The organism is Rhodococcus shunpengi, from assembly GCF_048381395.1.
In the GTDB taxonomy this organism is placed as follows: Bacteria; Actinomycetota; Actinomycetes; order Mycobacteriales; family Mycobacteriaceae; genus Rhodococcus.
Genome location: NZ_JBLWIU010000036.1, coordinates 606,210 through 615,953 on the forward strand (window position 1 = coordinate 606,210; position 9,744 = coordinate 615,953).

The 9,744-nt window shown below is 64.0% G+C and carries 10 protein-coding genes; 4 read left to right on the forward strand and 6 right to left on the reverse strand.

From position 1 onward, the window contains the following. Positions 1 to 138: 138 nt before the first annotated feature. From ACNJ7K_RS26790 to ACNJ7K_RS26800, 3 genes are all read left to right on the forward strand, one after another. Positions 139 to 798 carry a SipW-dependent-type signal peptide-containing protein gene (locus ACNJ7K_RS26790; RefSeq protein WP_120280178.1) on the forward strand — a complete coding sequence of 220 codons (660 nt, stop codon included), beginning with the start codon at positions 139 to 141 and terminating at the stop codon, positions 796 to 798. 175 nt (positions 799 to 973) lie between these two features. Continuing rightward, positions 974 to 1,456 (forward strand): signal peptidase I, encoded by a 483-nt coding sequence (locus ACNJ7K_RS26795; protein WP_487042566.1) that lies wholly within the window; start codon positions 974 to 976, stop codon positions 1,454 to 1,456. Next, a complete protein-coding gene (locus ACNJ7K_RS26800; RefSeq protein WP_120280176.1) occupies positions 1,453 to 3,393 on the forward strand; it encodes a hypothetical protein in 1,941 nt (646 codons plus the stop codon). Before ACNJ7K_RS26795 ends, ACNJ7K_RS26800 begins: the two co-directional genes overlap by 4 nt. Positions 3,394 to 3,416: 23 nt before the next feature. Here the strand turns inward: ACNJ7K_RS26800 and ACNJ7K_RS26805 are convergent, their stop codons facing one another. The 6 genes from ACNJ7K_RS26805 to ACNJ7K_RS26830 all read right to left on the reverse strand — a co-directional run bounded on the left by ACNJ7K_RS26805 (position 3,417) and on the right by ACNJ7K_RS26830 (position 8,609). Further along, the gene (locus ACNJ7K_RS26805) at positions 3,417 to 5,306 is read right to left on the reverse strand and encodes a S24/S26 family peptidase (protein ID WP_147414365.1); all 1,890 of its coding nucleotides are present in this window, start codon (positions 5,304 to 5,306) and stop codon (positions 3,417 to 3,419) included. 58 nt (positions 5,307 to 5,364) lie between these two features. Further along, entirely contained in the window at positions 5,365 to 5,925 is a 561-nt protein-coding gene (locus tag ACNJ7K_RS26810; protein ID WP_120280174.1) for a TasA family protein, read from the reverse strand. 58 nt (positions 5,926 to 5,983) lie between these two features. Continuing rightward, a complete protein-coding gene (locus tag ACNJ7K_RS26815) occupies positions 5,984 to 6,574 on the reverse strand; it encodes a signal peptidase I (RefSeq protein ID WP_120280173.1) in 591 nt (196 codons plus the stop codon). Then, a complete protein-coding gene (locus tag ACNJ7K_RS26820) occupies positions 6,571 to 7,116 on the reverse strand; it encodes a hypothetical protein (protein ID WP_120280172.1) in 546 nt (181 codons plus the stop codon). Before ACNJ7K_RS26820 ends, ACNJ7K_RS26815 begins: the two co-directional genes overlap by 4 nt. A gap of 4 nt (positions 7,117 to 7,120) precedes the next feature. Continuing rightward, on the reverse strand, positions 7,121 to 7,684 hold the full coding sequence (locus tag ACNJ7K_RS26825; protein ID WP_120280171.1) for an alternate-type signal peptide domain-containing protein: 564 nt from the start codon (positions 7,682 to 7,684) through the stop codon (positions 7,121 to 7,123). Positions 7,685 to 7,835: 151 nt separating this feature from the next. After that, positions 7,836 to 8,609: a sulfite exporter TauE/SafE family protein gene (locus tag ACNJ7K_RS26830; RefSeq protein ID WP_120280170.1), complete on the reverse strand. Its 774-nt coding sequence runs from the start codon at positions 8,607 to 8,609 to the stop codon at positions 7,836 to 7,838. Between the two features lie 158 nt (positions 8,610 to 8,767). On the opposite strand from ACNJ7K_RS26830, the gene fgd reads away from it, so the two are divergent. Further along, the coding region (gene fgd / locus ACNJ7K_RS26835) for a glucose-6-phosphate dehydrogenase (coenzyme-F420) (protein ID WP_487042567.1) at positions 8,768 to 9,744 on the forward strand (977 nt) is incomplete at its 3' end.

Below are 9,744 nucleotides of genomic sequence, written 5' to 3' on the forward strand. Positions count from 1 at the left end.
AATAACCCGCAGAACCCCACTCGATCGAAATTCGATATTCGGTCGTGCGGTAGCCCCATGCCTGATTCGGGGAGGGCCAAGGGCCGGGGGGCGACAAGCGACACGAGCGGGCACGCAGATTGCCCAGAGGAGTGAGTCATGACGATCGACAACGCCGACAACAAGGCACAGAAGCGTCGCAAGGTCCGCGCGATCCTGGCCTCCGGCCTCGTTCTCGGCGTGGGTGCGGCAGTGACCCTCGCTGCGTGGAACGACTCTGTGTGGGGTAAGGCCGAGTTCGGTACCGGCGCCAACAGCTGGAACGTGCAAGGCAACTTCACCGGGGCCTCGGACGGCTGGAACGAGTTCGTCACTGCGAACGCCGCTGGATCCTTCAACTTCGGCGTGAATGCATCCGCTCTCGTGCCCGGCGACACCGTCTACGCGAAGGTGGGTCTGCGGGTGGTGTCCGAAAGTCTCGGTGCGAACATCACCATGCCGGCTGCACAGAATGCGACGAATGCAGCGCTCGCTGGCGTGCTCGACCTGAAGGTCGCCTCCATCGCAGGCTCGTCGACCGCGTGCGATGCAGCAGCGGTGAACGGCACCACCCGCACAAGTGGAAAAGTCGGCAGCGCCGCAATCACCGCCCCGATCGCCATACCCGCCAAGAACGAGCACTGGCTCTGCTTCGCCGTGACCTTGCCCGCCGGAACCACCCCCGGCCAGCTCGGTACCGCGAACGAAGGAAAGTACTCGACATCGGTGAACTGGGAGTTCAAGGCTGCGAGCACGGAACCCGCGAACCCGACCCCGTGATGCAAATCGACTCGTCGACTCGACCGTCCGGTGTCGAGTCGACGAGTCCCGTCTCCTTCTCCTTACAGAAACGGCCGAAACTGTGCACGTCCTCCACGAACCGACGAAGCCTCGCCGCTCGCTGTGGTCCCGAGTCGAGAACGCTCTCCTCAACCTGCTCGCAGCAGGAGGAGTTGTGTGCATCGGGCTCGTGACCGCCGCGTTTGCCTTCGACATCTCGTTGATCCTGTTCAAGACGGGCTCGATGTCTCCGACGATTCCCCAAGGCTCCATGTCTGTCGTGCAACGCATCTCGGCGGACGAGATCGCGGTGGGCGACATCGTCACCGTCGATCGCGAGGAGGGAGAGCTGCCGGTGACCCACCGCGTCATCGCGGTTCACCCGCAGCGGGCGGGCGAGGCGCTCATCGAGATGCAGGGCGACGCAAACCCCAACCCCGACCCGGGTCCGTATCGTGTGACCGAGGTACGGAAGGTCCTGTGGTCGGTCCCGGGTGCTGCCGCGGTGATCGTGTGGTTCTCCGACCCCTGGGTGCTGGGAGGTCTGACGCTTGCCGCCGCGGCACTCGTGCTGTGGGCATTCTGGCCGCGGGAGTCCGAGGACGACGGCCGGCAGGCCGGCCGTGAACCCGACGACGTGAGACGCGGTCGACGATGAACAGCAAGTCGCTGCGCGCGCTCGTCGCTTTGGTCGGTGTACTCGGAGTCATCGGTCTGCTCGCTTCCAATTCGGGCTTCGCGGGTCAGACTCTTGCGAACTGGAACGATCGGGTCTCCGGGTCGGCGAAGTTCGACGTTCCCGGCGCTTATGGAAAGGGATACGCCCGTGCCGTGGCTGCCAAGTACTCCATGTCCCGCCCGGTCGGATCGAGTGTGCGCAGCGGACTGGCAACCACCCGTGAACCGGGGCAGGCGCCGGCCTACGCCGATGTGCGATTCGGCAACCAGAACAGCGTCGGCGGCACGCTTGGTCTCCTGTTGCCGGTGGAGATCGAAGGTGCATCGTGTGCGGTCTACGCGAGCTTGGTTACTGTCCCATGCACGAATGGCCAAAGCACCGGATCCTCGGTCGTCTTCGCGGCTGCCGCAGCCAGAGGCCTACTCGTGGAGACGACCTCCGGCGGCATCGACCTCGCGCGATTCGGCTCGGCGGACGTGGTTTCGACAACTGCATCTTGTCCGATCGGGGGTCCACCGGTGGCAGGCGGAATCAACTCGATCTTCGGCGGTGTCGTGCTGGCCGGAATGGGAAATACCGAAAAGCTTCCCTTTCCGTCCGATCCAGGCCCGAACAACTCCAAATCCACCCGTCAGACCCGAAGCGGCTTCGGCTACGACTACGATGCGCAGTTGACCTGGACGAAGACTCAGACTTCTACGAGCGCGTCGTCAGAGCTTCGCCTCGCGATGACAAGTACCGGAAAAATCTCGCACGACGAGAAGTGGGAACTGGACATGGTCCTCGCGTATGCGGAATGTGGTATCGGAACCGATGCGCCGATTCGCTGGGCAGAAGTGAAGCCGTCGATCTCCGCGCTGGCAGCAATGATGACGACGCAGCAGGACGCTCCGTCGTGCGTGGCCGATTTGAACGATGAGCAACCGGACAAAGAACCTCTCGCCGAGGGTCGCGTGGTCGCCGAGATCCAGGCCAGTGACGACGAACCTGCATCTGGACCACAATCTGCCGCATGCGGCGGCGACGAGAGCCTGCAGTCTCCGATCGATTCACTGTTCGACGAAGGTGTCGTCGGTGAGGCCGAGAAGCAACCCGTGACCTCTGGTGACAAGACCGTCGACCCGGATCGGACGAAAATCGACACGGACGGCGATCTCGACGAACGTCGCGAGAACGGTAGTGCTACAGAGCCGGACTCGACTTCGCCTGTCGAGACAGTCGAGATCATTCCGTCGCTCGAAGACAACGGAACCGAAAGGGATGTAGACGCCACCCCGTGGCCGGGTCGTGGCGATGGGGACGTCACAGCCGGGGCTGGTACATCGACGCCCGATGACGAACCACTCGAGAATGATCCCGCTGTAGCACCAATTCCGACGCTATCCCTGGCACCCACCCCGAGCGGACCTACCATCCCGACGCGCGCCGGAATGTCGTCTCCGTTCTCGATCGTCACGACGGACGATCACGACCTGGGGAGCGTAACCGTGGAACGCATATCGAGGACTCCCGGATGCGTCGCTGTGCGGTTGAGTGTGACGACTTCGGACGGTTCGGACCATCTGAAGGGGTTGCGCGCGTCCGACTTCCGGGAAGTCCTCGCCGACGGTGGCACGGCGTCGGTCGGCTCGCCGAGCGGGGAGTGCGATGCAGGCGCGTCGCTACCGGCGACATTCGATCCTGCGAGTACCTACTCGGGCTGGGTTACCTTCGACGTGACGAACGATGGAACCGCCGTGATGTTGCGGCCGGACGGAACAGCGGGATGGATCTTCTCGCTACCTGCGCCGGAAACCCGACCGGAGCCCGTCGTCACCACCACACCGCCAGTCCCGGACGACAGCGCGGAGATGACCGAGTCGGAATCCGAACCGGCGACCACGGAGGAGGATTACTCGTCGACCGTCGATGAGTAACGCTCAGACCTGCGATCTTCGCATCAGCCTTCCGATTCGTCGTCGGCCGGCTCGCCCACAGGAGCATCGTCGCTCGGGGAGGTCGGCGCAAGTTCGGCCGGCGTCTCCTCGGGAACCGGTGCAGGAGCAGGTCCGTCGGTGGGTGAAGGAACAGGCGCGGGCGGCGCAGCCGGGACCGGATCGACCACTGCACTCTTCACCCACGAGCCCGACGCCTTACTGATCACCCATGCCCCCGAACTCCCGGTGATGCGTAGCTCATCCGAATCGGCCGCCCAGGTGATTGCGTCACTCGCCGAGGCGCTCGTGCGGTACTCCTCGCCACCCATCGCAGCAGTGATGACCGCATACGTTCCGGCTTCGGATCGGACGAGACGAGCGAAGTACAGGCCGGATGGTGAGCGGAGAGCGGAGGCAACTTCCGTTTCTGCGGTTCCGGTCGGTGACGCGGAAGAGCTGGGACTCCCCTCGGTGGTCGTCGGACCGAGGGGAGTCGATGTCCCCGCACTTGCGGTCGGGGAGGGCGTCGATGTCGTGGTGGAAGCAGAGGATTGCGGCAATGAGCGTGCTCCCATCGTGGGTGCCGAGCAGGTGAGTCCCGTTGTAGACGTAGTGTTGAGCCTGTATGCCACGAAACCCGTGGAATACGAACCTCCTTGGAGGGATCGGATCTCGGCGTCAGCGGTATTCGCGGTGATGAGCGCGGTGTCGAGGTTGGTCCGGGCGATCCCGACGGTGACGGGTTGCCCGGCGGTCGTCGGTGTGGTGGTTACCGTGGTGGTGTAAGCGATATTGCCGTCCGACGGATTGCGAACGGTGACCTGGTAAGTGACACCCGTGCCGATGTGAGGCCATGTCAATGTTGCTGCGGCGGCGCTCCCTGTGCCGTTCGTGGAACACGCAACAGAAGCAGGTGGCGCAACATAAGCCGGGGTCCCGTCACGTTCTCCGCTCGGACTGCAGTTGAGGTCCTGGTTGTGGCTGATCACAGAGGCAGGCTGGGATACGAGGCGGCCCCTCCACGCTGCCGATACCATCCCTCCCGGCAACATCGTGTGTACTTCCGCGTTGTACTGCCAGATGACGCTGCGGCGAGGAAGACCTGTGCCGAACAGGTCGTATGAGATGGTGCCGCCTGTCGCGGCGGTGACATCGGTGATGTCTACGGTGCGCCAGACGCGACCGTCCAGATCTCGCAGGATGATCCGGTACCGATAGGGCGACCCGAGATGCGTCCAGGTCAAAGTGACCGGGTCGGACTGATCGAGAATGATCTTGCTGGTGCAACCGACAGTCCCTGCAACTCGCGGTACGTACTCGGCCTTCGACGCGAACGCACCACTGCGCGCGGTCGCGCTGTCGGTGAACGCCGCGTAGGTCCCGGGCGTATGTGCGAGGCCGACGGCGGAGACAGCAATCAGGACGACCAGAGGAGTTGCGGGGGTGCGAATGCTGCCGAGCAGTGGCGCATCAGGACGCACCGCAATCCGGATGAGCGCGGCCGCGAGAATTGCCAGCATTATCAGTCCGGGCACGGTTCGAAGCCACGCGGCGACGTAACCGAGTCCGTCGACATGGAAGAGCACGCGTTCGGCCGAGCTCACTCCGTAACTTCGAGGATCCGGCTCAGGGTTTGCGTCCCCCTGTAACCGGAGGAGCGCTGTATTTCCGGCGAAGGACTCGACGTCCACGATTCGGTGGGTGATACGGCTGCCTTGGTCGTTGATCACGCTCACCACGTCACCGATGCGCAACTCCGACGCCGGCAAGGTTCGCGCGATCGCAAGGGAACCGGAAGGAATCGCGGGCGACATGGAGCCCGATCGAAAGATCAGGGGGGTCAGGCCGAACAGAACCGACGCAACCGTCGCGAGGATGCATAGACCGCCGATCACGGCGCCGACCGTGAGCACGGCATTCCGCCATCGACGTGGTGGCGGTTCGTCGCGGACATGTACGAACATTGCCACCTCACACGGTCGTTTGTGCGGCGAAAGTGAACACCAGGGCCGGCACGCTCTGATTCTGAGTCGTGAGCGGCGTCGTAGTGGGGAGCGTGACGACCACGCACAAGGTCTCCGTACCGGTGGACGCAGCGAGCGGACGGGGTGACGTGACAATGGGCGCGGAGCTCCCCGCCGCGAGAGTCGTCTGCCCTATCTGGGAGCCGGTGCACGACCCTGTGCGCAGACCCCCGGTGGTGGCATTCGATGGGGTTCCGCCGCTGAAGGCTCGGAGCTGAAGGTTGTTCGCGAGCGCGGGACTTCCCGCAGGGGTCGTGACATTCACCGTGTAGGTGACATCCATCGTCGATCGAGTGTTCTGGACCTGCAGGCTCGCAGCCTGGCTTTCACCGGGCAACATTCCCGTCATACTCAGAGCCGAGAACGTGAAGGACTTCGTGTCGTTCGCGCGGAGATCGATCGTGCCGGTGCTGAAAGTACCCGTGGCCACCGCAGAATTCGCCCACGCGGCAAACGTTCCCGCCGTGCCGAGGGCAAGGATCGTTCCAAGCGTGAGCAGAGCGCGCACCCGGACCGTGAAGAACGAATGTGTGCTTCGTCGGCACGCTGCGATGCGATCGACGACGTCATCGCGTTGCATCGTCCACTCCACCCGCTCGCGCTGTTGCCTTCTCTCGCCTGCTGTCACGGATCCCACCTGCGAACAGGATCGCGGCGTAGCCGAACAGTGCGATCGCAACGATTCCGACGGTCCACGAACGTTGCTGTCCCGTCAGCCAGTTGTTCACGTAGCCGAGATAGGGGATCGAATACCAGACACGTCCTCGAATCTGTTCGTAGAGGACGGGTTTCTCGTCGGGAACGTTGTTGGCGTCGCCTTGGGTGATGTAGGTGCGCCCTCCCTTCGCGGATTGCGTGGATGCGATGATCCGGTGTGTCACCACGGTGGGATCACCCGACCTCAACTGGTATGTCACAGGCATTCCGATCGCGAGCTCGTCGGATTCGACATGCTTTACGACGATGAGCGTGCCTGGCGGGTAGGTGGGGTCCATCGATCCGGTCAGCACGGTGAAGCGTTCGCCCCCGGCGACGGCAGGGATCAGGATGGTCACTGTCAGTAGACCTAGCATGGCGAACAGCAGGGCCCAGGTGAACATGGAGCCGATCCACCACAGTGGTCCTGTGTTCTCGTCCTTGTCCTGGGAATCGGTCATAGTTGTTGCTCCACTCGGAATTCGAGCGCCAGTGTCGTCGATCGTCCTTGTTCTGCTGCGGTCCCGACGGTCGCCCGAAGGCACCACACCTCGGTGGTGCCCGGCGCAGCCGACCGTCCGTCGCCCGGTGCAGGGAAGACGGTCCAAGGCCCCCCGGTGGTCGCGGTCGGCGCACCGACCGGTGCACCCGACGATGTCGGACATGCGTCGACCGACCGAACGATCCAAGCCGTCACCGCAATCGGCAGCTGGGCCGAACTCTGTCGCACCGCCTGCAGGCGATAGCGCGCTTCGGCGTCACCCTGGACACTGACCGTCAACGGTTGTTGCACCACGGACCCCTGCGCCAGGTTGGTACCACCGAAGTTCGACCACGAGTAGTCCTGGGAACCCTGGGCCAGAATGGTCAGGCTTCCCGAGGTGATCGTCCCGCCCCTGAACTGTGTGCTGTCGCGCCACAGTGCGCCGGTCTGCTGCGTGGACCAGACGGTCAGCAGCAGAACCGACGCGACTGCGGCGATCCAGATCGATCCCCGCTTCATGTCCTCACGCGGGAGCGGGGTTCGTGTTTTGTTGCAGATTCAGGCTCAGGTTGCCCAGATCCACGGTCTGACCTTGCCCGGTCGTCCCCGACGTGGCCGGGTCGAACGCGATGGTGACGTCGACCGAGATCGGCTGGGCAGCACCACTGTTTGCAGTGACCTGAATGCCGTCACTGCCACCGGTGAACGATTGGCCGGCGTACTCGCCGTCGATGGTGGTGGTGAGCGCATTTCGGAGATCGGCGCTGCCCGTCACATCGTTCAGATTCGCCGTGAGTGTCGCCTCCAGGTTGTCGCCCTCGGCGGTGAGTGTCGAGTCGCAGGTGTAGCGGACCGTGTCACCCGGAACGATCCGGAACGACGAGATGTCGGCGATCGCTGTGCCGCCGTTCCCGACATCGGTCCATGTGCCGCCACCGGCGCACTCCCCGAGCGCCAGTTGGCCGGACGTGATGGTACCGGCGTCACCATCGGTCTGGTCGTTCCAAAACGCAAGGCTCCCCAGGCCACCCAGAAGCAGAATGGCTCCGGCACCTGCGGCTATGGCTCCCTTGGTTTGTTTCTTCATACAGTCGCTCCCCTCGAAGATCGTTCTTCCGACCTCCGTCAGGTACCCGATGTGATCTGTCGCATACCCGGTGCTTGTTACGCGTGAGGCGTTTGTTATCGAGGGAGGTATCAGGAGACCAACTTGTTACCGCCTGAAAGAAACGAGAGTCTCAGGCGAGCAGTCGGTACAGACCGATCAACCCGACCACGACGATCACTGCACGCAGCGCGACCGGCGACAGGCGTCGGCCGTAGTGGGAGCCGAGATAACCACCGATCAAGGAGCCCACGGCGATCAGCGCGGCCACGGTCCAGTCGATCCGGTCGAACGCCACGAGGATGTACGCGCACGCGGCCACGACGTTCACGACCAGCGACAGAAGGTTCTTCGCCGCGTTCTGTCGCTGGATGTGGTCGTGCAGCAATGCTCCGAACAGGCCCATCAACAGGATGCCCTGTGCCGCCGTGAAGTAGCCGCCGTAGATGCCGACGGCGAAGGTGCCGACGACGAGCAGTGTCATCCGCACCGGTCCGAGGTGGCCGTCGGCGTCGCCTCCTGTCCGGCGAGCCACCCACGCCTGGATCTTCGGCTGGAACACGACGAGCGTGAGTGCCAGGAGGAGCAGGATCGGCACGACCGTCTCGAAGACGGTCTCCGGCAGGTGGAGCAGCAACCACGCTCCGACCAGCGCCCCGCAGAACGATGCGGGGATCTGCCATCGCAACCGTTCCCATTGCCCGCGCAGTTCGCGCCGATACCCCCAGGTGCCCGACACACCTCCAGCGACCAGGCCGATCGCGTTGGACATCGTCGCGGTCACCGGAGGTACACCGAACGCGACGAGCGTCGGGAAGGTGATGAGGGTGCCGGATCCGACGAGGGAGTTGATCGCTCCGGCGCCGAGCCCGGCCAATGCGACGAGGAAGAGTTCGAGCGGGGTCACCGAGGCGAGTCTACGGCGTGCCGTACACACCCGAGACAGGCCACGTTCGGGGAGGTTATGTGTGTTTTTCTCGCGAAAGACGCACACGACCTCCCCCAACTTCCGCTTGGGTAAGCGGCATACTCGGGGCATCGGAACGCGAACGGTCGGAGGAATCTGTGGCTCAGGGTTTGAAGTTGGGGTACAAGGCGTCGGCGGAGCAGTTCGGCCCGCGCGAGTTGGTCGAGTTGGGTGTGCTCGCCGAGGCGCACGGAATGGATTCGGCGACGGTGTCGGATCATTTCCAGCCGTGGCGGCACAACGGTGGGCACGCCCCGTTCTCGTTGGCGTGGATGACCGCCGTCGGCGAGCGCACCGAACGCCTGCAGCTCGGCACGAGTGTGCTCACGCCGACGTTCCGGTACAACCCGGCGGTGATCGCGCAGGCCTTCGCGACGATGGGGTGTCTGTATCCGGGGCGGATCTTCCTCGGCGTCGGCACCGGTGAAGCGCTCAACGAGATCGCCACCGGCTATGCCGGGGAGTGGCCGGAGTTCAAGGAACGCTTCGCCCGTCTTCGGGAGTCGGTGCGGTTGATGCGCGAGCTGTGGCGCGGGGATCGGGTGGATTTCGAGGGCGAGTACTACTCGACGAAGGGGGCGTCGATCTACGACGTGCCCGAGGACGGTATTCCGGTCTATGTCGCCGCCGGTGGCCCGGTCGTGGCCCGCTATGCCGGACGCGCCGGGGACGGGTTCATCTGCACCTCGGGTAAGGGCATGGAGCTCTACACCGACAAACTCCTGCCGGCCGTGGCGGAGGGCGCCGGGAAGGCGGAGCGGGATGTGGCGCAGATCGACAAGATGATCGAGATCAAGATCTCGTACGACACCGATCCGGGCAAGGCGTTGGAGAACACCCGGTTCTGGGCACCGTTGTCGCTGACGCCGGAGCAGAAGCATTCCATCGACGATCCGATGGAGATGGAGGCGGCGGCGGATGCGTTGCCGATCGAGCAGGTCGCCAAGCGGTGGATCGTGGCGTCGGATCCGGACGAGGCGGTCGAGCAGGTCAAGGCGTATGTCGATGCGGGGTTGAATCATCTGGTGTTCCACGCGCCGGGTCATGATCAGAAGCGGTTCCTGGAACTGTTCGA

Excerpts from the sequence above, each read along its gene's own strand:
- ACNJ7K_RS26790 (WP_120280178.1), top strand. The coding sequence starts at position 139 with ATGACGATCGACAACGCCGACAACAAGGCACAGAAGCGTCGCAAGGTC.
- ACNJ7K_RS26825 (WP_120280171.1), bottom strand. The coding sequence starts at position 7,684 with ATGAAGAAACAAACCAAGGGAGCCATAGCCGCAGGTGCCGGAGCCATT.
- ACNJ7K_RS26815 (WP_120280173.1), bottom strand. The coding sequence starts at position 6,574 with ATGACCGATTCCCAGGACAAGGACGAGAACACAGGACCACTGTGGTGG.
- ACNJ7K_RS26800 (WP_120280176.1), top strand. The coding sequence starts at position 1,453 with ATGAACAGCAAGTCGCTGCGCGCGCTCGTCGCTTTGGTCGGTGTACTC.
- ACNJ7K_RS26820 (WP_120280172.1), bottom strand. The coding sequence starts at position 7,116 with ATGAAGCGGGGATCGATCTGGATCGCCGCAGTCGCGTCGGTTCTGCTG.